16 protein-coding genes are annotated in these 23324 nt (G+C 45.6%); all 16 read left to right on the top strand.

Going from position 1 to position 23324, the window contains the following annotated elements; translation table 11 throughout:
• Positions 1–6: 6 nt before the first annotated feature.
• The 16 genes from V1L65_RS20920 to V1L65_RS20845 all read left to right on the top strand — a co-directional run bounded on the left by V1L65_RS20920 (position 7) and on the right by V1L65_RS20845 (position 23321).
• Positions 7–1557 (top strand): glycoside hydrolase family 32 protein, encoded by a 1551-nt coding sequence (locus V1L65_RS20920; protein WP_331701192.1) that lies wholly within the window; start codon positions 7–9, stop codon positions 1555–1557.
• Complete coding sequence (locus V1L65_RS20915; RefSeq protein WP_331701191.1) at positions 1554–3263, top strand: DUF4091 domain-containing protein; 1710 nt, start codon at positions 1554–1556, stop codon at positions 3261–3263. Before V1L65_RS20920 ends, V1L65_RS20915 begins: the two co-directional genes overlap by 4 nt.
• A gap of 32 nt (positions 3264–3295) precedes the next feature.
• Positions 3296–6202 carry an extracellular solute-binding protein gene (locus V1L65_RS20910; protein WP_331701190.1) on the top strand — a complete coding sequence of 969 codons (2907 nt, stop codon included), beginning with the start codon at positions 3296–3298 and terminating at the stop codon, positions 6200–6202.
• A 39-nt stretch (positions 6203–6241) separates the two neighbouring features.
• Positions 6242–7162 (top strand): carbohydrate ABC transporter permease, encoded by a 921-nt coding sequence (locus V1L65_RS20905; RefSeq protein WP_331701218.1) that lies wholly within the window; start codon positions 6242–6244, stop codon positions 7160–7162.
• A complete protein-coding gene (locus tag V1L65_RS20900) occupies positions 7149–8015 on the top strand; it encodes a carbohydrate ABC transporter permease (RefSeq protein ID WP_331701189.1) in 867 nt (288 codons plus the stop codon). Before V1L65_RS20905 ends, V1L65_RS20900 begins: the two co-directional genes overlap by 14 nt.
• A gap of 30 nt (positions 8016–8045) precedes the next feature.
• Positions 8046–10139: a YIP1 family protein gene (locus tag V1L65_RS20895; protein ID WP_331701188.1), complete on the top strand. Its 2094-nt coding sequence runs from the start codon at positions 8046–8048 to the stop codon at positions 10137–10139.
• Positions 10140–10162: 23 nt separating this feature from the next.
• On the top strand, positions 10163–12388 hold the full coding sequence (locus V1L65_RS20890; protein ID WP_331701187.1) for a DUF5696 domain-containing protein: 2226 nt from the start codon (positions 10163–10165) through the stop codon (positions 12386–12388).
• Positions 12385–13284, top strand: a complete 900-nt coding sequence (locus V1L65_RS20885; RefSeq protein ID WP_331701186.1) for a carbohydrate ABC transporter permease — start codon at positions 12385–12387, stop codon at positions 13282–13284. The genes V1L65_RS20890 and V1L65_RS20885 overlap by 4 nt, the downstream gene beginning before the upstream one ends.
• Before the next feature lie 19 nt (positions 13285–13303).
• Positions 13304–14245: a carbohydrate ABC transporter permease gene (locus V1L65_RS20880; RefSeq protein ID WP_331701185.1), complete on the top strand. Its 942-nt coding sequence runs from the start codon at positions 13304–13306 to the stop codon at positions 14243–14245.
• A 138-nt stretch (positions 14246–14383) separates the two neighbouring features.
• Positions 14384–15880: a DUF4832 domain-containing protein gene (locus V1L65_RS20875; protein ID WP_331701183.1), complete on the top strand. Its 1497-nt coding sequence runs from the start codon at positions 14384–14386 to the stop codon at positions 15878–15880.
• Positions 15828–17228, top strand: a complete 1401-nt coding sequence (locus tag V1L65_RS20870) for a carbohydrate-binding protein (protein WP_331701182.1) — start codon at positions 15828–15830, stop codon at positions 17226–17228. The genes V1L65_RS20875 and V1L65_RS20870 overlap by 53 nt, the downstream gene beginning before the upstream one ends.
• Positions 17229–17444: 216 nt before the next feature.
• Positions 17445–18269 carry a hypothetical protein gene (locus V1L65_RS20865; protein WP_331701181.1) on the top strand — a complete coding sequence of 275 codons (825 nt, stop codon included), beginning with the start codon at positions 17445–17447 and terminating at the stop codon, positions 18267–18269.
• A gap of 314 nt (positions 18270–18583) precedes the next feature.
• Positions 18584–19288, top strand: a complete 705-nt coding sequence (locus V1L65_RS20860; RefSeq protein WP_331701180.1) for a response regulator transcription factor — start codon at positions 18584–18586, stop codon at positions 19286–19288.
• A gap of 110 nt (positions 19289–19398) precedes the next feature.
• Positions 19399–20661, top strand: a complete 1263-nt coding sequence (locus tag V1L65_RS20855; protein ID WP_331701179.1) for a sensor histidine kinase — start codon at positions 19399–19401, stop codon at positions 20659–20661.
• A 170-nt stretch (positions 20662–20831) separates the two neighbouring features.
• A complete protein-coding gene (locus V1L65_RS20850) occupies positions 20832–22172 on the top strand; it encodes an ABC transporter substrate-binding protein (RefSeq protein ID WP_331701178.1) in 1341 nt (446 codons plus the stop codon).
• Positions 22173–22202: 30 nt separating this feature from the next.
• On the top strand, positions 22203–23321 hold the full coding sequence (locus tag V1L65_RS20845) for an ABC transporter ATP-binding protein (RefSeq protein ID WP_331701177.1): 1119 nt from the start codon (positions 22203–22205) through the stop codon (positions 23319–23321).
• Positions 23322–23324 lie beyond the last annotated feature (3 nt).

Genomic DNA, 23324 nt, shown 5'->3' with positions numbered 1-23324 from the left:
AGCATAATGATTACAGGCTGGATCTACTTAATATCCAAAGATTATAAAAGTAATGGAGTGGATACGATGGAACCGGTACAGAAGCAGTTCAGTGCAAGCGGCATATGGCAAGCACCGGCTAATCCGCATTCAACTGAAGCAGTATATGCGGAAAAGTATCGTCCTCAATATCATTATTCGCCTAAGGAAGGTTGGTTGAATGATCCAAACGGGCTTGTTTACTACGAAGGCGAATATCATTTGTTTTACCAAAATCACCCGTACAGCAAGCAATGGGGCCCTATGCATTGGGGGCATGCGGTGAGTGAAGATTTGCTCCATTGGGAGGAGCTTCCAATAGCGATGTATCCAGACGAACTGGGCATGATTTTTTCTGGATCGGTTGTCGTAGATTGGCAGGATACTAGCGGTTTTTTTAATGGAAGCTCTGGTCTGACAGCTATATTTACTCATCATACGGAAGAGGGGCAGGCACAGAGTGTAGCTTACAGTAAGAATAAAGGAAGAACATGGACCAAGTATGAGGGAAATCCTGTGCTCCCTAATTTCGGTGAAGAAGGCTTTCGTGATCCAAAAGTTTTCTGGCATGAGCCTACGCAGCGATGGGTCATGATCGTTGCCGGGGGGAAGGTGCGTTTTTACTCATCCAGTAATTTGAAACAATGGGCTTTAATGAGTGAAAATGACATTTGGACCGAGTGCCCGGACTTTTTCGAATTAGCTGTTGACGGCAATCCCGAAAAGAAAAAATGGGTGCTTAATTTAGGGGGGAGGGAATATATTATCGGCCAGTTTGACGGGGAACGGTTTATACCCGAAACGGCCGCTCTTCCGCTTAACTACGGACCGGATTCCTACGCTGCGCAGACGTTTAGCGATATGCCTGAGGCAGACGGCAGGCGCGTTATGATCAACTGGATGATGAACTGGGAATATGCAGCAGCACTTGGGGATGTGACGGATCCCTGGAACGGCGCGATGACGATTCCGCATGAGCTATCGCTGCGGACTTATTTCGAAGGCATCAGACTGGTGCAATCTCCAGTTAAAGAATTGCGATCCCTTCGCAAGCAGCATGCCCGTTTCGAGAATGAGGACATTGCCGAAAATTCCAATCTTCTTGATGCGATCCACGGCGGGCTGCTGGAGCTTGTCGCTGAAATTGAACTGGATACAGCGGCTGAATTCGGTTTTAAAGTCCGACAAGGAGATGGTGAGAAGACGGTTATCGGCTACGACGTGAGCAATGGCGAATTGTTTGTTGATCGGTCAAGTGCGGGAAAAGTCGTAACCGGCAAGTTCTCGGCTCCGTTATATCCCGAGAATAAACGAGTGAAGATGCAAATTTTCATAGACAGCTCCTCGGTTGAAGTGTTCGGGAATGAGGGGAAAGGCATTATTACAAGTCTTATATTTCCTGACCCGGCCAGCGATAAGCTTGAAATTTATGCAAATAACGGCAATGTCCGGCTTGTTTCCCTCGACATCTATGAGCTTAAGCCAGTATGGGATATTGCAGGGACAAAGCAAGCGGACACCGCTATGGAGGAACAATGAAGCAAAGAAGTGCGATTTTGCTTGCGGGGAGCATCGTTATTGCGATGCTTCTCCTAATTGGAGCAGGGCTGTATGTTATAGGCAAAGGAGCTGGAGAGGACAAAATGAGCATGGAGTCTAATAGACCAATCGAGACGGCAGGTCATAAGGCAGAGCCGGTTAATTATACGATTGCAGCAGCAAGCAGCATGGTGAAAGTGATGCCTAAGGATATGCTGCCCGACAATCGGGATATCAAGCTTTCGCTTGCGGGCAATGAATATGAAAGCTTCCAAATCGTGGTAAGAGCGGATGCAGACGTCGAAGAAGTGAAGGTGACTTTGGGTGAGTTTCGAAATGGCGAGCATCAACTTACCGATGTGCAATGGTATCAAGTCGGCTATGTGTGGATCGAAACATTCAAAGGGCATCCGACTCCCGAAGTTGCAGAGCTGCAAGAGCCCGGCTGGTATCCCGACCCCCTTCTTCCGAGCGACAGCGCGCAGTTAATCAAGGATTGGTCCAATCCGATTTGGGTTACTGTACATGCGCCAAAAGACGCGGCACCGGGCATTTATAAAGGAACGGTCGAGCTGGAAATTAACGGTGTAAGCAATGTGGTAGACGCGGAAGTTGAAGTATATGGCTTTCAACTGCCGGATAAGCCGCAGCTGCCTAATTTATTCTCTTTAAACTTTAAATATTTGCAAGAGGTTTATGGCCACGTCAAACCTGAAATGCGGGAAAAATGGCTGCAATATGCAGCTGATTATCGGATTAGCCCGGATGATATGACCGTTCATCCAGACTATGTGGAGTGGGCGCTTAATCTGTCGGCAGAGGAACGTGCTCATTATGCAGACAAAGTAAACGGCTTTACTGTTTATCCGATTACTTCCACATGGGCAGACCGCGAAGCGCCGGCGGAGAAGCTAATTGAGCGCTTTGAACGAATGCGCCCCTATATCGATCAATTGATCAGCGCAGGCGCTGTCGAGAAAGGCAACGGTGTATTTTACGGGTTTGATGAGGCTGAAGTAGAGCATTTTGAGACGATGAAGCAAGTGAACGCCCATGTTAAGAAAGTGTATCCTAACATTCCTATTGCGGCAACTTCTCAATATATCGATTCCTTCGAAAAAATGGAAGAATTGAATGTAGATATTTTAATTTTGCACTTGGTTGACGGTATTTACAACAATGAGTTTGCAGACCAAATTCGCGAGCGTGGAAAAGAGGTATGGGCGTACATTTCACTGCAGCCATACGATCCGCAGCCAAACTGGCGGATTGAGAACAGTCCGCTTGAGGCAAGGATACTGCTTAGCGCTATGACTTTGCACGAGAGGTTCGACGGATTTCTATACTGGTCACTGAATTATTATTACAAGGGAGTGGGCGTACCGTCTCCGCCAATTAAGCGCAATGGGCCGCTCTTAACAAACTGGTCCATTACAACGCCGGGTGAAGAACATCAGTGGCTGCATGGCGACGGGGTGCTTCTGTATGCAGGAACAGACGGGCCTATAGGCAGCATTCGAATGGAAAATATTCGAGATGGATTAGAAGACTTCGAGTATTATAAGCTGCTTGAGCAAAAATCAGGCTTTGAAGAAGCTTATAGGGCAGCATCCGAAATCGTAACGTCTTCCTTGGAATTCAGCCGCAGTCCTGAGCAACTGTACGATGTAAGGAAGCGCATTGCCACTACTATTTCCGGCGATTAAATGAAGGCGATGAGCTAGGAGGGAAAACTATTTTGCGGTTAAAAAAACAATTCATCGCTTCTTTGCTCGTTGTGATATTGGGTTTGGGCTCAGCTTCAGGGACGTTCATGCCGGCGGGTGTGAATGCAAATTTGGAAGCGGATGAAAGGCAAGCATTGCCAGATAGAAAAATCATAGCCCGCTATGAAAATGATTACGAGCAATACAGGCAAAGGCATGAGCAGGCGGAATCTCCGGATGTAACAATCCGGATTCCTGCCGCAACCTACACGGCTGTTAGCAACCTTGAATTTGCTGTTGCTGAGCAATTTGAAGGCAAACAAGACGTGCTTCAATGGCAGAATGATGGGGGATGGATAGAGTGGACCGTAAACGTTCCACAGACTGGACGTTATGAGATGGCGCTTCACTATTTTCCGCTTGAAGGGACAGGGCGTCCAATTGAGCTGGGGCTGGAGCTGGATGGCGAAATACCGTTCGCTGAAGCGGGAAGTGTGTTTTTTCATCGCATATGGAAAGACGACGGGCCAATTAAGCAAGACAGCCAAGGAAATGATTACAGTCCCAAGCAAGTTGAAGCGCCAAGCTGGCTGGAACGGGATTTTCAAGACGCTGACGGCTTGTACAGCGAGCCGTTCCAATTTTATTTGACGAAAGGAACGCATAGATTGCGGTTAAACGCGATACGTGAACCTTTTGCACTATCAGAAATCAAGCTTTATAAGCGGGAAGCGCCTCCTCCATATACAGAAGTGAAGCAGAAATATGACGAGCTTATGTACAAGGAAGCAGAAGGCGAAATCATTAAAGTGCAGGCGGAGCAAGCATTTCTAAAGTCAGATCCGGCGCTGAGACCGGCCTATGATCGTTCCAGCCCGCTGACAGAGCCGATGGATATATCCAAAATCAAGCTGAATATAATCGGACAGCAAAACTGGTCATTGCCGAGGCAATGGGTCAGATGGCAAGTTGATGTGCCCGAGAGCGGTCTGTATAAGCTTGGCTTTAAGTATCAGCAAAGCTATGTAAGGGGCTTCTTTATAAACCGGGCGCTGACGATTGATGGAGAAATTCCGTTTCAAGAAGCAGCGGCGATTCGCTTCCCTTACGGTACGGAATGGAAAATGAATGTGCCTGGTGATGAGAAGGGGGAGCCGTATTTATTTTATTTGTCAAAAGGGACGCATGAGATTGGGCTCGAGGTAGTGCTCGGCGAGGTTACGTCTACGATTCGCCGTATGGAGGCGGTTGTCTACGATTTGAACGAAATCTATCGAAAAATAATGATGATTACGAGCACGCAGCCTGATATGTACCGCGATTATACGCTTGATAAAGAAATTCCAGGCTTGTTCGAAGCGTTGGAGAATGCGGCAGTCACTTTGGATGCTGAGGCTGCTCATATCGAGCAATTATTGGGGCAAAAGGGCAGCGAGGCAGCGCTGCTGAGCTCATTTGCAGAGCAGCTGTCTGCGATGGCCGCTAATCCGGATACGATACCTCAGCGGCTTGAACATTTCAAATCCAACATAAGCGCGGCTTCACAATGGATGCTGGACATAAGAATGCAGCCGCTCGACCTTGATTATATCGTCGTTATGCCTGCCCAGGCAAAAGCGCCAAAGGTCAAACCAGGTTTTTTCCAGTCTGCTGCGTTTGAGATCAAATCATTTTTTAACTCCTTTGTAAATGATTACAGCTTATCGAATGAAGACGGTACGGCTGGAGAGACGATTACACTATGGCTTGGCTGGGGGCGTGATCAGGCGCAGGTGTTGAATACGATGATCAATGATATGTTTACACCGCAAACCAATATTCAAGTAAAGGTAAAGCTTGTGCAAGCGTCGAGCATTCAAGCTGTGCTGGCCAAGGATGGGCCGGATGCCTCCATTATGCTGGGAAGAGGCCAGCCGGTTAACTTGGCAATGCGCGGCGCACTGACGGATTTGTCTAGATTTGACGACTTTGCAGAGGTGAAAGAGCGATTTATGAAGGATGCTACTGTTCCATATACGTATAACAACGGTGTATATGGACTTCCAGATACAGAAACCTTCTATATGATGTTTTACCGCAAAGATATATTTGAAGCGCTCGAAGTGGACCCGCCGCAAACATGGGATGATGTGTACGCAATTGCGCCAGTCATTCAACGAAATAATATGCAAATCGGCATGCCTTATACGTCAGCAGATGCGTGGGAGGCCGTCGATCAAGGAATGGGAACGCGCCATCTGTTTTCTTCCTTGCTGTTTCAGCAGCAAGAAGATTTTTACGAGGGCGAGGGGACAGGACTGCGCGATAATGCCGGTGCGCTTGCTGCCTTCAAGCAATGGACCGATTTTTATGCGGAGTACAGCTTTCCGATATCTTACGATTTTTATAACCGATTTCGTACAGGCGAAATGCCGCTTGCGATTGCACCATATAGCGAATACAACCGTATAGTTGCGGCAGCCCCGGAAATTCGTAATTTATGGGCAATGACCAAAATTCCGGGAACGAAGCGGGAGGACGGCACAATTGATCATGCAGCGGGCGGTTCAGGGACAGCGGCCGTTATATATAACCATAGCAAGCATAAGGAAGCAAGCTGGGAATTTCTAAAATGGTGGACGAGTAAAGAGGTTCAGGAGCGTTACGCCAAGGAGCTGGAAGCGCTTATGGGAGCTGCCGCTCGGCAGCCGGTTGCTAACGTGGAAGCATTTCAGCGGCTGCCTTGGAGCAGAAATGAGCTGGAAAACCTGATGGAGCAGTGGGAGCAAGTGCGGGAAATACGTGAGGTTCCCGGTGGATATTACACGGTAAGAAGCTTGGATAATGCATTTCGTGAAGTTGTCATCAATGGGCAAAATGCGCGTGAATCGTTCAACAAACGAATGAGGGAAGCCGATGCGGAAATTATCCGAAAACGAGACGAGTTTGGACTGGAGTGAGCGTTATTGCAAGCAGTGAAGCAAAAACGTAGACCGAATATGGCAAAGGAGCTCAGGCGGCATAATCAGCTGCGGTTTATAAAAGAGCTCAAGCAGCATAAAGAGCTGTACATCATGCTGCTGCCATTTACCATTTTATTTTTCCTTTTTGTCATATTGCCGGTATTGTCATCGGCAGTTCTAAGCTTTACGGATTACAATATGCTGCAATTTCCAAAGTGGCGCGGTATTGATAATTATGTCCGGTTATTTCTCGACGACGACGTATTTTTAATCGCATTTAAAAATACGATGCAGTTCGCGATTATAACCGGGCCAATCAGCTATATGATGTGTTTTGTATTCGCATGGCTCATTAACGAATTGCGTCCGAAGGTTCGTTCCTTTGTTACGCTTGTATTTTATGCGCCGGCGCTTACAGGCAATGTATTTTTTATATGGCAATTTATATTCAGCGGAGATACGTATGGCTTAATTAATGGCAATTTGCTCAAGCTTGGCTTGATCCATCAGCCGATTCAGTGGTTAATCGACCCGCGCTACAATCTGACGATCATAATTATTATCCAATTATGGATGAGCCTTGGGACAAGTTTTTTGGCCTTCATAGCCGGGCTACAATCCGTTGACCGTACGCTGTATGAAGCGGGCGCGATTGACGGTGTTCGCAACCGCTGGCAAGAGCTGTGGTATATAACGTTTCCATCTATGAAGCCGCAGCTGTTATTTGGAGCGATTATGCAAATTGCTGCATCGTTCTCTGTAAGCACGATCTCGATGTCATTAGCCGGCTTTCCAAGCACGAACTATTCTGCCCATACTATCGTTCTCCATATGCTGGATTTTGGAACGATACGGTATGAGATGGGCTATGCCTCAGCTATTGCCGTCATCTTGTTCATTGTGATGCTGGTAGTGAAAAATCTGATAGAACGGATGCTGCGATATGTTGGAAATTAAACTAAGAAGGTCTCGGATTAAATCGAACCGCAGCCGAATCGGAACGTTTTTTATTTTTATGTTATTGGCCGCATTTGGCTCATTTATGGTGCTGCCTCTCGTATTTGCTATAGTTAATGCTTTTAAGCCGATCAATGAATTATTTTTGTTTCCGCCAAGATTTTTTGTGGAGCATCCGACCTTAGGCAATTTTTCGATGCTGTTTAAGCTGGCGGGTAATTTATGGGTCCCGTTCAGCAGATACATCTTTAACAGTTTGTTTATATGTATCGTGACGACAGGCGGCAGTGTTATCATTTGCTCCTTGGCTGCTTACCCGCTTGCCAAATACAATCTCAGCTTCAAATGGCTGTTTCCGATTGTCGTTATGACACTGCTGTTTAATGCCACCGTGCTGGATATCCCTAACTTCATCATCATTTCCAAGCTGAATATTTTGAACACCTATTGGGCTTATATTTTGCCTAATTTGGCTGTCCCGCTGGGTTTGTTTTTGATGAAGCAGTTTATGACGCAAATACCGGACTCCTTAATTGAGGCGGCGAGAATTGACGGTGCCAGCCAATACGCGATTTTTTGGAAAATAGTAATGCCTGCTGTCAAGCCGGCATGGCTTACGCTTGTTATTTTTTCTTTTCAAGCGATTTGGAATCAGCAGGGGATCGGTGTCATTTTTGATGAGGAATTAAAAACGATGCCGGCGGCCATCAGTCAAATTGTATCAGGGGGAATTGCCAGAACCGGAGCGGCTATGGCTGGCAGCCTGTTCCTGATGACCCCGCCGATTGTTATTTTTCTGCTTACTCAAAAGAGCGTCATTGAGACGATGGTCCATTCCGGTATTAAAGAATAGTTACTTATGGCATTCGGGGAGAGCAAAAAAATGACGGATAACATGCAAAAATTCAAGTGTTGGTTCATTTTGATACTAGCTGCTGCAATATTTATGCAGCCGGCAACGATTTGGGCAAGCGATTTTAAAGAAGCGCCCTACAAAGCGTACAGCTATAATGCGCAGAATGAATCCGTTCCAGCGCCCAGCGGTTATTTGCCGGAGGCTGCCTATACGGGGGAGCAGCTGGGGACAGGAAATTGGAGCAATCCGCAAGATGTATTTGTGGATGAGCGTAAGCAAATCTACGTTTTGGACTCCGGCAATAACCGGATTATCGTGCTTAACGATAAGCTGGAAGTTAAACATATCATTGACCATGTTCAAAAAGGAGAGCAGCAGGAGCAGTTTAACAATCCCGGCGGGCTTTTTGTAGGAGCTGAAGGCAAAATCTATGTAGCGGACACGGACAACAGGCGTGTTTTGGTGATAGACGAAGCAGGGCGGCTGCTGCAGGAAATTGGAAAGCCTGATTCCGAGCTGCTCTCGGAAAGTACAGATTTCAAGCCTGCTAAACTGGTTGTGGATCAATCTGGAACTATATATGTGTTAAGCCGGGGAATTTATCAAGGCGCACTGACATTCGATGTGAAGGGCCGGTTTATTGGCTTTTATGGAAGCAGCCGGATTGAGCCTTCCTTATCGATGCTGCAGGATTATTTTTGGAAGAAGCTGCTTAACCGGACGCAGCGCTCAAAAATGGCCCGCTATGTTCCGATAGAGTATGCCAATTTTGATATTGATCAAAAAAACTTTGTTTTTACCGTCATCAGCAATTTGCAATCGATGTCCAATCAAATTAAAAAAATTAACCCTAGCGGTAATAATACGATGCGTGCCAGTTCCTTCGGTGATTTCGAGACCGTATGGGAGGGCGGTAAAAATCTGGCGACTTCCTTCGTGGATATTTTTGTAGATGATGAAGGCTTTATTAGCTCATTGGATCAGCAAAAGGGAAGAATTTTTCAATATGACATGAGTGGAAACTTGTTGTTTATTGAAGGAGGCTTAGGCACTCAGACTGGAGGCTTCAAAACGCCGTCAGCAATTGCCGGCTTGAATGAGTCGCTGCTTATCGTTGATTCAGCCAAAAATAATTTAACCGTCTATAAACAAACCTCTTACGGCCATTATGTCAGAGAAGCGGTTAAGCGTTACGATGACGGACAGTATGCGGAAGCTGTTGAATTATGGCGCGAAGTGCTTAAGCGCAATGGAAATTTAGAGCTGGCTTACACGGGAATTGGAAAAGCACTATATAGCTCAGAGCAGTATAAAGAGGCGATGAAGTACTACAAATGGGGATACGATATGGATGGCTATTCCGACGCCTATAAAGGTTACCGCAAGCAGGCTCTGCGCCATAATGCCTTGCTGGTTATGCTTTTAATCGGCTTATTGCTGGCTGCCATTGGATTTACCAATTATAAGCGCAAACAAAGGGCAGCGCTTGGGAAGAGCGAGCGCGAGCCGGGAGCAGCTGCCTATCCGTTTTATATTGTTCTCCATCCTGTCAAAGGGTTTGAGGAGCTTGCCTGGAACAAGAAAGCGTCGCTTCCGGTTTCTATCATTTTAATAGCCGCCTGGTTTCTAGTAACGGCTGCAGCGCAGCAATGGAGCGGGTTTATCTTTAATCCGTCAGGTGCGGAGCAATTAAATGTGCTGCTCATTTTTACACGCACCGTAGGTTTGTTTGTGCTGTGGGTAACGGCAAATTGGGCATTATGCACATTGCTGGACGGCAAGGGCAAGGCCAAAGAAATTTGGATTTACAGCTCGTATGCGCTCACGCCTATTATTGCAGCAACCTTAATCTCGATTATCGCAACCAACGTTTTGACGAAAGATGAAGGTATGTTTATCGAATATTTAATGATAGTCGCCTATATTTGGTCTCTTGCATTGCTGCTAATCGGAATGAGTACAGTTCATGAATACACACTCAATAAAACATTGGCCTCGTCTCTGTTCAGCGTTGCCGGAATGTCATTTATTTTATTTTTAGGCGTATTAGTTTTTGGAGTGATTCAACAGATTTACGCATTCGCAGATACCATATACAAAGAATTGCTGTTCCGACTTTAGCTGCGAGGAAAGGAGGTTATTATATGAACCGTGTTCGAATGTTCATAGCCGTATTTGTAATGATGTCAGCCCTGTTTGCAGCGAATTGCTTTGCAGGAAATGTGGAAGCCAGCCCGGATGCTTTGGCAGGCAAAGGCTTTGAGCCTGCTGCCGAGAACAACAATCTGATCCTCTATATGAATGCTGCAGACGGGCAGTTCGTTGTAGAGAATAAACGGTCAGGCGAGCGCTGGTGGAGCAATCCGGAGAAGAAGGATGAGGATGAGCTTGCCAAAGGCGTGCAAAAAATGCAGTTGAGCTCGCAGCTGCTAGTTACGTATGCGACCAGCAAGGGAGATGCCTCCACGGTCAACAATTTCGTCTCCAGCACGAACGAAAAAGGAGCAGCGATCGAGAAGACGAAGAGAGGCTTTAAGGCTGTCTATCATTTTCCAAAACAGAAGTTTACGATCCCGGTCGAGTATACGCTGGAAAACGACCATTTAATAGCGGATATTGTCATTTCAGAAATTGAAGAGCAAGACCCGGAGAGCATGATTACGCTGATTGGATTCCTGCCATACTTTGGCGCGGGAAGCACTGCTGACAGCGGTTATATGCTGGTGCCGGACGGGTCAGGCGCATTAATCAACTTCAACAACGGCAAGGCGGGCTACGAAACGTACAGGCAAAAAATTTATGATAATGATAATGTGCTGACTCAAACACAGGAAATTATTTCAAGGCAAAGAGCGAGCTTGCCCGTTTTCGGATTGAAAAACGGCAGCCAGGCTTTTATTGCCGTCGTTGATCAGGGAGATGCGTTAGGCACGATACGCGCATCGGTAAGCGGTACAGGCACTTCATATAATCAAGTGTACAGCGAATTTACTTATAGGCAGTTGGATACAGTTAAGCTGCTGAGCCGGACCTGGGCTGCGAAGGATGTCAGACTGCTTGCGAATACGGCGTCTCAATTGGAAAGAGTATCGCTTCATTTTTATTTTTTGACCGGGGATGATAGTAATTACAGTGGTATGGCAAGCCGTTACCAGCAGTATTTAATAGAGGAGAAAGGATTGCGTAAAACAGCAATGGCAGGGCAGGTCCCATTATTTTTGGATCTGTATGGTGCAGCAGCCAAGCAAAAAACATTTCTCGGGTTGCCGTTTACAAGCATGGAAGCATTAACGACCTATGCCCAGGCTGAAAAAATAACGGAGCAATTGCTGGAGGCTGATATTGAGCATATTGTGCTGCAGTATAAAGGATGGGCCAATGAAGGGCTGACCAATAACAAGCTTCCTGCATCAGTCAAGGCGATTTCCAAACTGGGAGGGGAAGCAGGCTTTAAGCGGCTGCTATCCTATATGGACCGGCAGCGAATCACCTTTTATCCTGCCGTCGACATGATGTATTTTCGCTCTAGCGGCAACGGCTTTTCCAGCCGCTCGGATGTTGCAAGCGCGGTTACGAAGCTCGCAGCTCCGCAGTATGCTTTTTTACGCAGCACATACCAAATTGACAGCAAGGTGAAGCCGCAATATTTGTTATCGCCGCTAAAAATGCCGGAAGCTATTCGTAAGTTTATGAAGTCTTACGCGCAGTTTTCTTTTCCTCAGCTGGCGTTAAACGAGCTCGGAAGTCAAATTTACTCCGATTATCGCAAAGGCGGTGTGGATCGAGGAGCAGCCGTTAATATATGGAAAGATGTTTTTGAAGGCTTTAAGGATAAGGAGTATTCTATCCTGCTGCAGCAGCCAAACGGTTATGCGCTCCCCTTTGCTTCACATGCGGCTCAGCTTCCGATAGAATCCAGCCGCTTTGATATTGAGGACGAAAGTGTTCCGTTCTATCAAATGGTGTTGCATGGAATTATTCCCTATTCTATCCCGGCGGTTAATGTAAGCAGTGACCCGGAAACGATGCTGCTAAAGGCAGTCGAAACGGGAAGCAGCTTGCAGTACTCTTGGATGTACGCAGCGGCATCGCTGCTAAAGGGGACGCCTTACAGTCATTTGTACAGTATCCGCTATCAGGATTGGATAGATTCAGCCATCAGCTCGTACAAGAAGCTATTTCAGGCTTTGTACAAGGTTGCGGATAAGCGAATAACCGGACACAGTCAGCTGCGCCAAGGCGTTTATGAGACAGAGTACGAAAACGGCATACGAATTATTGTGAATTACAACGAGGTTAACGCTGCTGTGGAAGGCAAAACCGTTGAAGCAAGAGGCTATTTAGTAGTGGATGGGGCTGACAAAAAATGAAACTGTTAAAAGTGGCAGCGACGATTGAGCAGCGAAGGGCTTGGGCCGGTTTTATTTTTATTTTGCCGTGGCTGATCGGATTCATCTATTTTTTTCTTATGCCGTTTATTAAAACGATATGGTTTTCATTTTCTACGATACAAATTAGCGGCGAAGGGATGAAGACTACATTTATTGGGATGCAAAATTACAGGAAAACGTTTTTGGAGGATCCCGATAATGTCAGGCTAATCTTTTCATCGCTGGGCGATATGGTTTATCAGGTTTCGATCATCGTTGTGCTAAGTTTATTTGTTGCAGTTATTCTTAATCAAAAATTTAGAGGAAGAGTGCTGGCCCGGGCGATATTTGCTCTGCCCATCATTATTTCTTCTGGAGTCGTTATTTATTTGCTCAAATACGATGTGCTGGCGCAATCGATGCAGGGCAGTAATCAAGGAGCGGATTTGTTTCAAAGCTCAGAGCTTATGCAAATGCTTATACAATCAGGCTTCAACGTGCAACTGGTTTCTTATTTCATGGGCATTGTGAATGGGATTTATGAGCTGATCTGGAAATCGGGCGTGCAAATTTTACTGTTTCTAGCGGCATTGCAATCGATCCCTGGATATTTGTATGAAGCTTCGAGCTTGGAGGGTGCGACGAAGTGGGAAGCTTTTTGGAAAATTACGTTTCCCTTGGTGTCTCCTTTTATTCTAGTAGTGGCTGTCTATAGTATAATCGATACTTTTACAGACTTTGAAAATCCGGTGATGAAAAAAATATTTAATCTGGTAGCCGGTATGCACTACGAAACGGTATCTACACTTGGCTTGGTCTATTTTTTACTCGTTCTAATCGTAATCGGCGTTGTGACGGCGCTTATATCAAGAAGAGTGTTTTATATCGAAAAATAGAGATCGGGGGACGGAGAAGGTGACGTTAAAAGGATATTTGCGGCAAACGGGAAAAATTGCCCAATGGCTGCTGCGCACAGTGCTGCTGATCGGAATGAGCTTTATTATTTTGTATCCGCTAATTTATATGGCGAGCACAGTATTTCGCAACGCCAAGGATTACTATGACCCGAGTATTGTATGGATTCCGAGTGAATTAACAATAAACAATTTGATCAGAACATATCATGCCATTGATTTTCCAGTTGTTTTTGCAAATACGGCCATGTTCACATTAGTTAGCGCGGTTTTGCAGGTTTTCACTTGCGCTTTAGTCGGCTACGGCTTTGCCCGTTTCAATTTTAAATTTAAAAACGTGTTTTTTATAATGGTTTTATTTACGATCATCGTTCCGACACAAACGATTATATTGCCTCTTTATACTCAGTATCGCTATTTTGATTTTTTCGGTTTATCCGAAGTAATCGCATGGTTTACTGGCAATAAGCCCACGATTGCTTTGACGAATACGGGGTGGATCTATTATTTGCCATCGTTGCTGGGAGTAGGCATTCGCTCGGGATTGTTCATTTATATTTTCCGGCAATTTTTTCGCGGTTTGCCAAATGGGCTGGAGGATGCGGCACTTATTGATGGGTGCGGCCCCTTCCGCTGCTATTTCAAAGTAATGCTGCCCAATGCGGTGACGTCGATCGTAACCGTGTTTTTATTTTCAATCGTTTGGCACTGGAACGATTATTATTTTTCGGGCATGCTGCTGAGCTCGAAAGTAACGTTGTCGATGGTGCTCGCCAGTTTACCCGCCAAAATTCAGGATTTGAACGGGGTTTCCAATCCCGTTGAAAATTCGATTCAGGTGCAGGCGGGCGTGTTAATGCTTATACTGCCGCTGTTGATCCTCTTTATATTCGGGCAGAAATATTTTACGGAAAGTATTGAGCGGTCAGGTTTAGTAGAGTAGTAGGTGTACGAGCCTCTGGGACGTTTGTTGACCTGGGGGCTTTTTTAACTTCGCAGGAAAATCACACTGTATTTACACTATATTTTTTAAAATTGAAGGGAGCGCTTGCCATTGTAAGTTTATTTGGAAGGGTGATGAATGCTTGTGAAAAAAGTGTATTTGGTTGTATTTTTTGCGGCTTGTCTGACTGTCATTGTCTGGGCAAGTATTTTTATCCGTTCCGATCAAACAAAAATAAATCCGATGGACCAGCAAGATGACAATGACTGGGGAAAAATGTTTATTCTCTTCGACCAAGCGGATCTGAATAAGACTACCGTTTACTTTACCGATACGCACGAGGTGCTTCATGGTAATCCTTATAGGGGGATTGCATTCGATATCAATACGGTAGGGTACAAGTTTACAAACGATCCTGCCGTTACGGATTTAATTCATGGGGTGAGGTCGATTCCGGAGGATGCGGATATTGTTCGTGTTCTGATAACGTGGTCGGATTTCGAGCCGAACGATAATGAATGGGATTGGAAAAGGATCGATCAGTTTCTGGATAAAATTCACGAACAGGGAAAGACGGCTGAAATCCAACTGTTGATGTCTGAAGCACCGGCGTCGGCCGACTCAGGTTTTCCGTTTGAATATCCGCCCGCTTGGCTGTTTGATGTTAAAAATTGCTCTTATCGGATGGCGCCATACGGTGAGGGTATATTTTCTGCCAAGCAACCAATATACTACGATCCTATTTATTTAAGCGAATTGGAGGAAGCCATTAGCTCATTCGCCGATCGTTACGATGGGCATCCAGGTATCGCCTGGGTGGATTTGCGGGCATTTTCGTTGTTTGGCGAGTGGTCAGGATGGCTCGATGGCCAGCAATTCCCATGGCCCGATGCAGAAACAAGAACGAGGACATTACGCCAGATCATCGATATCTATAAGAATGCTTTTAATAAAACTATGGTCATGATGCAAAATGCAGGCGCAGCCGTGAACCGCGATGATCCAGACGCTGATACACAAGTGAAGCGTTATTCAGCATTCGCGTTCGATTATGCCGCGGCTAATCCCTTTTGGGGCTTCCGCTCGGATACTGTGACCAGCGAAGGAAAGTGGACCGGGTATTCGAAGAAGACTCAAACACAATGGGTGAATAAAAAAACACGACGCGACCATATTCAGGTGGCAGAGGGATCCAACTGGAATAACAGTATACTTATGCTCAATAACCCCCGGAAAGTGGTCCAGAACGCATTGGAGGACTATCGCGCCAATCTGCAAGCACTCAACAATGTCTCATTTCATGATTGGGATGCTATGAAAAATGCTTATGGCGAATGGTTTACAACGTTAGGCAGGTATGTCGGCTACCGTTTCCTGTTGGCAAAAGCAACGTATAATACGAAGGTTCAACCAGGAGGAGACTTTACGTTATCCCAAACCTGGACCAATAATGGCGTCGGATTTAGTCCAAAGCAGTACCCGCTGAAAGTATATTTTACGGATCAGTCTACCGGAAGCATCATATGGAGCGGGACAGACTACAGCTTTGATCAGCGGAAATGGTTTAAGGGCGATTTTTACGATGTCAATACTTCGTTTACCTTGCCGCCCGATCTCCCAATTCGGAACGTATGATCTTCAAATCGCCATGGTTGATTCTTCAGGAAATCCAACAATTCGGTTGCCTATGCCCGATGAAACCGAGAAAATGTACAAAATCGGAGCAATAACGGTAGCTTCAACTGCAAATTCATACACTGCACCGGAGCCAAGAGCCCAGTTTAGTATTGATGCTCAGGATTATACGGGTTCTGATGGAGCGTATGGCGTTTATTACACGCCAGATGGCGGATATGATGCATTGTACATGGAGCATAAGGGAGAATGGGCGGAGTACGATAACATCGACGTACCAATGAGCGGTATGTATACCGTTGAATTCAGGGTATCGGCCAAGGAAGCGAATAAGTTCAGACTGGAAATCGATGGAGTAGACGCAACGGGATCGATGAAAACTCCTGATGCTGGAGGAGAACTAAAATTTCGGACGATGGAAAGGCCAATCAATCTTACGGCTGGACGACACACATTCAAAATCGTCAATGAATCGGCTGATAAATTGTATGTAAACTGGATGCGCTTTACGTTACAGCATCCGTATGATTTTACAATTCAGGCGGAGAGTCCTGATCACTCGTCAGACGTATCGCTCCATGCAACCAAATTTATTGACAATGATGGTACCGCAGGCGTATCCGTCATCGATACAGGAGATTGGTTGCAGTACGATAATATCCATGTTCCGGAAAGCGGACCGTATCTATTGCAAATGAGATATGCAACACCAGCTGGCTCTCCCGTGCAAAGGTTTAAATTGCTTGTGAATGAGGTCGATGTTTCAGGAGAATTGAGCTTGTATGATTCTGGCGGTACGAAGCGCATGGCAAGTCAGGGCTATATCGTGAATTTGCCCGCAGGAACCCATTCCTTTAAAGTGCTGTGGACGGATGTGGAATCGGATGTGATCTGGAACTGGATGAAATGGAGTTATCAGGGGCCGTTTACCAAAACGATAGAAGCCGAGCATTACACGATGCAATGGAATGTGGACAAGGAAGAGGAATGGGATGGGCCAAATACTGGAGTAATTACGGAAACCTATCTGGATGGCGAGCGATCTATCACTGCCGCATGTTCTCTTCACAAGAACGATTATATAAGATACGAAAACATCTACGTTCCATACACTGGTTATTATTTTTTTGAATTCAACCTGTCTGCCAGCAAGCAGCAGCAATTTGCATTTGAAGTTGAAGGTGACAGTACGTTAATAGAAGTGCCGGATACGGGAGGAGATAGTCATTTTACAACTGTTTCAACATGGATCAAATTAACGGAAGGGATCAATAACTTCAGGATAGTCACTAATGATTCGCCCATTGGTTCCGGCATTTGTTTTGACTGGTTCAGGTTTACGAAATAAACCCACAGGGGCGATTGCTTTTCTACTAGCACAATGGTTGAATAAGGGCTGGCTTTACACTATGTTTACATCGAATTTACACTACATTTACAAAGAAAAATGTAATATTTGTAATGCAAGCGCTTACCAAAAAGACTGGCGACGATGTCTCTATTTAAACGGGGAGGAATAAGGTTTACATTTTTTCATTTATTATGTGTAGAGAGGGTAGAGGTCATGAAAAGATTATTGAATGTAGTATGGGTAATGCTTCTTATCGGAACATTAGTATTGGCAGGCTGCAGCGGAAAGGATAAGGTAGAAAAAGAAGCGACGGCGCAGCCGGAAACGACGATGGCAGATCCTGAACCAGCGCCTACACAAGAACCCACACAAGAACCCACACAAGAACCCACACAAGAACCTGCTTCATCTGAGGAGGAGAAACTGCCTGCTTTAAATGCGAGCAAGTTTCTCGAAATCAAGGAGCGTCTTGAAGTTGAGTCAGCAGCCATTACATTGGACGGTCAGTTGGATGATTGGAAGGGGATTACAAGCTATTCTATCGAGAAGGACACATCTGGTGCTGATTTAAAATATAAGCATGAGGTTGCGCTAGCCTGGGATGGCAATAGCAAATTGTTTATACGCGGTGCCATTAGTGTTCCAGAGAAAATGTTTGCCGATCGTCCGAAGGATTCGGCTGACTGGTGGAATGATGATGTGTTTGAGGTATTCTTGACGCCAAGGCTAGGTAAGGACGATGAAGATACTATCGCGATGACGAAGCATTATGGAATGAATGCTAAGAATGTATTTGACAATACTGCTGCAAAAACCAATACTACGCTTAACACAATAGGTGTAGCCGATGGCAAATGGGAGTTTGAACTCGAAATCGTAATGGATGGCGATTTGCAGCAAGCGATTCAGGAGAAGGGCTTGATCTTAGCCAAATTCGGCGTAGAAGTCAATAGTGGAGGCAACGAGTATTCCTTACTCGGCAGAATCGGCGGCTTCTGGGATGCAGATAACTATATTCAGCTACTATTTAAGCAATAGAGCATACAGCTTTAGAGATCATTCACCGGAATAGCCCAGCTTCACAGGTGGCTGTGAGGCTGGGCTGTATTATACTTCTAAGTCTATGACAAGACATGACATGAGATAATCTTCCTCAGAACATTGCGAGGAGGATTTTTTTGACTTCGGAAGAGAGCACCATGGTTGAGGAGATGGGCTGCAAAGGTTCTGGAACAACAAGAGACTTGTGCAAAAACCGATGGTATATTATGTTGAATATGGAGGGGGCTACAATTTCGGACAAAAAACGAGCAAACTTGCAAACTTAATCAGTTTAAACGGGGGGGAATTGTATGAATATTCTGATCGTTGAAGACGAATCGGCAATCTGTAATGTTCTGAAATCTTACTTTTTGAATGAGGGCTGGGAAGTGGAACTGTGCAATGATGGTGCCGAAGCGGCTCGCATGAACGCCATGCAGAAATTTGACCTGATTATTCTCGATCTGATGCTCCCAGGCTGGTCTGGGGAAGAAGTATGTCGTGCCATCCGGAAGGAATCCAATGTTCCGATCATTATGCTTACTTCGAAGGCGGAAGAAAAGGATACGATCCACGGACTGAATTTGGGTGCCGACGATTATATAACGAAGCCATTTCGTATGAAGGAGGTCGTCGCGCGCATATATGCGCTGCAGCGCCGAATGAATATGCTAAGTGCTGCCAATGATGTGCTGGTCACATTCAACAATGGGAAAATGCTTGTCAATTTCGAAACAAAAGAAATCTTAGTGAATGGCAAGCCGGCAAACTTGACCTCAACTGAATTCAAAATATTGAGTGTGCTTATTAAAAGACCAGGCAAAATTTACTCAAGAAGTGATTTATCTTACGAAGTTCTAGGCTATCGGTTTATCGGCGACGGGCGAACAGTGGACATGCATATTAAAAACATTCGCAGGAAAATAGAAGAAGATCCAAGAACGCCAGCCTATATTACGACGAAGGTAGGAGAAGGATACAGATTTAATTTCCATGTGGATGAGGGGCAGCAATGAAATCAAGATTCCGATTAAAAACACACTTAATTCTTTTTTGCACTATGTTTAGCCTATTTATTGTACTTTTAATATTTATATATTTTCTGTTTTCAATAGGATGGGAACGGATGCTGCATCATAGTAAAGATCAGTATATGAATGATCAAATCCACAAAGTTGCTTATATGATGAAACCGCAAATTAAGGAAGGTCCTTTTTCAGATGAAGATAAATCTTGGCTTGATAATGTGTCCAGGCTCTACTCCGTTGCACTCCGATTTACTGCTCCTGATCATAATGAGATATGGTACGATTCGGCCGAGAAAGGGGCGTTGACGCCAACAAACGATACTGCAGCGATTGAAGTTCCCTATATTGTGAATGGCGAGTTAATAGGTTATTTGAGCCTGGTGTATGAGTATAGCAGCAGTCATTTTATGCCGTATTTTAAGGAGCTTGACCGGGATGTGCAAATCTGGCTGAAATTCGGTGTGACGGCTCTTATAGTTGTGACAGGTGTTTTGTGTTATTTACTTGCGCTGAACTTAGCTCGCCCGATTCGGATAAGCAGCAGGTTTGCTGAAAAAGTGGCTGAAGGCTACCGGGACATCACGCTTCCGGAAAAAGGCTCCAGGGAAACAGCCCTCATCTCTCAATCGGTTAACGGATTGTTGATGGAGTTCAATCGCCAGGAAACGTGGCGCAGGCAAATGCTGCAGGATTTGTCTCATGAATTGCGAACGCCTCTTACGACAGTTCTTTCTGAACTTGAAGCGATGATCGACGGCATCTACCCGCTTACAGAAGCACACATCCAGAGAATCTATTCACAAATCGATCGCCTTGCCCGTCTTGTCGCAGATGTTGGAAAACTAAGTGAAGCAGAAGGCGCGCGTTTTAAGCTGAATATTGAACGAATTGATCTTGAACAAGTTGCCAAGTCCGCATACGAAGGTTTTTTATTTTTTGCAAATGAAAAAGGAATTACTTTGAAGTTTAACTCTCCCTTTGTACCCTGTTATGCCGATGTTGATCAGGATCGAATTACTCAGGTGCTGCTAAATATCATTTCAAATGCGATTAAATATACAGCTGCTGGAGGAATGATCGAGATCGGTATGTCATCTAATGCTAAGGAAGCACTGATATATTGTTCAGATAATGGTATAGGCATATCGGAGCAGGATATTCCGCTCATTTTTAATCGGTTTTACCGTACGGATAAATCCCGCTCACGCGATAGCGGAGGGCTCGGGGTTGGCCTCAGCATAGCAAAGGCGCTTGTGGAAGCTCATGGTGGTACGATATCGGTAGAAAGCGAGCTGGGCAAGGGCTCGACGTTCAATATCCGCCTTCCCTTAACGGTTACTTCGAATGATGGCAATGACTGACAGTATGGCTGAAGCTCCATGATTATAAGGTTTTCTAATCCTCTCCAAGCTTACACCCTGTTTACATCGTATTTACACTACATTTACATGAATTTTAGTAAGATTTAAATGCAAGCGCTTACTAGAAGGGGCCTGCGATGTCTCGATTCAAAAAAAGGGAGGAATTTGACATGCAATTAAGAAGAAAAGGGGTTTTGGTTATTTTCGTGCTTGTCATGGTTTTGTCAGCTTTGGCGGGTTGTTCGGGAAAAAATCAACCAGGGGAGGGGACTAAAAATCCAGAATCATCAAGTACTGCTTCTCCGAAGTCGTCGGATCCAGTTGTCATTACGATCGCATGGCCTTGGGGGGAGAAGGAATACGAAGCGCGTTTCGGCGGGATCAGAGAAAAGCTGAAGGGCGAAATCGACGTCAGAATGGTACAAGTGGATGGAACAAAGGAAAAGCTGCAGGAATTATTTGCCTCCAAAACGATACCAGATATTATAGTCGCCAATCATGGGCTGCGGCCGCTTGAAGAACTGGACACGCTTATGTCAATTGAAGAGTTGATGAAGAAACACAACTTCGAAGAAAGCATCGTCAATCCTTTTGCGCTTGCTTACGTTCGCGCGATTGATACGAAAGGCAGATTGGTAGGCTTGCCAGATGGCCTTGGCGGCCAAACGCTTTATTACAATAAAGAAGTATTCGATTTGTTCGGAGAGCCGTATCCGGATCCACAAACCCCGATGACGTGGGACGAGCTACTGGATTTGGTACAACGATTGACGACAACTCGCGACGGAAAGACCTATATTGGACTGCACTTATTCGACACGATGGCCTATGCGCCATTAGAAGAATTTCCGGCGAATGCGACTGATCCTGATACCGGTGAAATGAGACTGACCAAGGATCCGGCATTCACAAGGCATTTCGAGTTTCTAAAAAGATTATATAGCATTCCTGGAATCAAGGAAGCGCGCGGCAGAGATATGTTCATGGAGCGCAGCGCTGCCATGGTTTTGCAAAATCACAACTTTCTGGCGCCTGATTGGCAAGAAAACGAAAGTCTTAAGAAAAGTGTGGATATGATACCGATTCCGGTATGGCCAGATCAGCCTACCTTGACGCCGGTCGGCAGCAATGCGCCAATTACGATCAACAAATACAGTCAAAAGCAGGACGATGCGTTCCGCGTATTGGCTGAATATTATTCGCCTGACATCCAGCTTCAAATGATTCGGCCGGCTCATGCGACTCCAGCTGTTTCCGATATGGAAATCGTGAAGCAATGGGCAGCTGATGTACCAGGCTTCCAGGGCAAGAACATGGATGCGAACTTTATATTTAACAAAAACCGCGCGACTTACAATCCGCGCAAGAGCCCGTGGGATGCTTACATCGACAGAGCTGAGGCTATCGAAAAATTCGTTCAATCAGACATGGATATCGTTAAATTCCTAAGAGAGTGGGAAGAAGAGGCTGCAGGCAAAGTGAAGGATGCTATGGCCCAGTACAGTAACTAGAAGGAATGGACGGTAAGAGGGAGGATTACATTGGCGAGAATATTGTTCAACCATGTTTATAAACGGTATGGGAAGTATAGGGAGCTGGCCGTTAATGATTTCAATCTGGCGGTGGAGGATCAAGAGTTTCTCGTATTTGTCGGACCGTCCGGCTGCGGCAAGTCGACGACGCTGCGCATGCTCGCTGGACTGGAAGATATATCGGAGGGCGAAATATATATTGGTGATACGATCGTCAATGACTTTCCCCCGAAGGATCGGGATATATCCATGGTATTTCAAAACTATGCACTGTATCCAAATATGACCGTATTCGAAAATATCGCTTTCGGTCTGCGCCTGCGCAAGCAGCCGAAGCATGAAATTGAGCTTGCAGTAAAGCGAGCGGCTCGTGTGCTGGAGATTGAAAATTTCTTGAACCGGAAGCCGCAGGAGCTTTCCGGCGGCCAGCGCCAACGTGTTGCACTTGGCCGGGCTATCGTCCGCACGCCCCAAGCATTTTTGATGGATGAGCCGTTGTCCAATTTGGATGCCAGACTGCGCGTGCAGATGAGGTCGGAGATTATCGGCTTGCACAAAAAAATCGGAGTGACCACGATCTATGTTACGCACGATCAAGTCGAAGCGATGACGATGGGAGACCGGGTCGTCGTTATGAACAAGGGCGTTATTCAGCAGGCGGATAAGCCGGAGAACGTTTATAACAAACCGGTCAACCTATTTGTAGCTAATTTCATCGGAAATCCGCCTATGAACTTCATCACCGGCAAGCTGATGGAGAACGAGGGAAGGCTTGAATTCCATACGTCTCGCTTCGCCTTGCGATTGACCGATAAGCAAGCTTATCAATTAAAGGAGCACCGCCTCATTGACCGTTCTGTCGTGCTCGGTATCAGGCCCGAATATATCGGCTTTGATGAAGCGATGCTGGAAGCCCATTCTGATTCACTTGTAACCGGTATTCTTGCTTTTAACGAGTTCGTCGGTTCCGATCGCTATTATCATATCAGCATTGGCATGGATAAATACTTTGTGGTGAGGGCGGACTCCCGTTATCAGGTCGATGACGGCATGAAAGTGACTGTGGCCGTGGATATGTCAAAAGCATTATTTTACCACAAAGATACAGAACTGTTATTAACGGACTGACGA

It is taken from the genome of Paenibacillus sp. IITD108 (genome assembly GCF_036541265.1).
Classification (GTDB): Bacteria; Bacillota; Bacilli; order Paenibacillales; family Paenibacillaceae; genus Pristimantibacillus.
Note: the sequence above shows the minus strand (reverse complement) of the source record. Positions and strands in the feature narration are given on the sequence as shown.